This window comes from Vibrio sp. Vb0667 (genome assembly GCF_033391095.1).
In genome coordinates this window covers 1-1,026 of sequence record NZ_JAWPOL010000421.1, presented here as the reverse complement: position 1 = coordinate 1,026, position 1,026 = coordinate 1, and the positions used below count along the sequence as shown (strand labels likewise).

2 protein-coding genes and 1 pseudogene are annotated in these 1,026 nt (G+C 46.3%); all 3 read right to left on the bottom strand.

All coding sequences use genetic code 11. From position 1 onward, the window contains the following. On the bottom strand, positions 1–349 hold a 349-nt coding region (locus R8269_RS26370; protein ID WP_412079976.1), incomplete at its 3' end, for a GNAT family N-acetyltransferase. 5 nt (positions 350–354) lie between these two features. Beyond that, a complete protein-coding gene (locus tag R8269_RS26365) occupies positions 355–840 on the bottom strand; it encodes a GNAT family N-acetyltransferase (protein WP_005454093.1) in 486 nt (161 codons plus the stop codon). Between the two features lie 17 nt (positions 841–857). Further along, positions 858–1,026 (bottom strand): annotated as a pseudogene (locus tag R8269_RS26360) (DNA mismatch repair protein MutT); the annotation flags it as partial.

Here is a 1,026-nt window from a genome sequence, read left to right as displayed (position 1 = left end):
CATTGTTCGCCAACCAATAGCCAATCTCAGTAACGTGTGTGTGCGAATCCACACCCTTGATGCCAATAACACCCGTAAACTGCTCATCAAAATAAATCGCGCACCAGTGGGCATCTAACGCTTTGCTGTTCACGCGCTGAGAGATGTAGTTCACTGCTTCTCTGCGGTTGGTCACAAAGTCCGTCCAAGGTAAATAGCCAGATAGGCTGTTTCGATGCGTGTTCACCACTTCCAGTAAAACCGTCGCATGCTTGGTGGTAAGAGGCTCAATTGAGACCCTTTCCGAGACGGAAAAGCGCGCTTGCGAGCCATTCCCTTGATAGTCGTGTGGATACATCGAATCTCCCATTCACATCATCCTTTAGCAAAGCGCTGCAATGCATCTCCCGCCAGTCGATAGATCTTCCATTCATCTTGAGGCTCTGCACCGATTGACTGATAGAAATCAATCGCGGGTTGGTTCCAATCCAATACAGCCCATTCAAAACGGCCACAACCACGATCAACGGCAATATTCGCCAAATGCTTTAACAACGCTTTCCCAGCACCAACATTTCGGTACTCAGAAGAAACATATAGATCTTCCAAGTAGAGTCCGTTCTTTCCAAGCCATGTTGAGTAGTTAAAAAAGTAGACGGCGAATCCTATCGGTTCTTCGTTCACATAACAAATCACTGCGTGTGTCGTCGAATCTTCGCCGAAAATCGCTCGATCAACGTCTTCGACGCTGGCTTTAACTTCATGTTCTAAGTGCTCGTAACGAGCTAACTCTTTAACAAATCTTAAGATGGTTGCAGAATCCTGCTTTTGTGCTGCTCGCACAGAAATTTTATGAGTCACGTCCTTGTAGCCCTTTCCTAGCTGTTTTGCTCGATCAATGTATACGGTGTCAGCGACTCCACATCAACATAGTATTGCCAAACATGATCATAGAGATGATGTTGATTAGCAAACGGCGTAAGCTGCTTTGCTTCTTCCAGCGAACACCAGCGATATTCCGTGTGTTCTTCATTAAGCACCACAGGT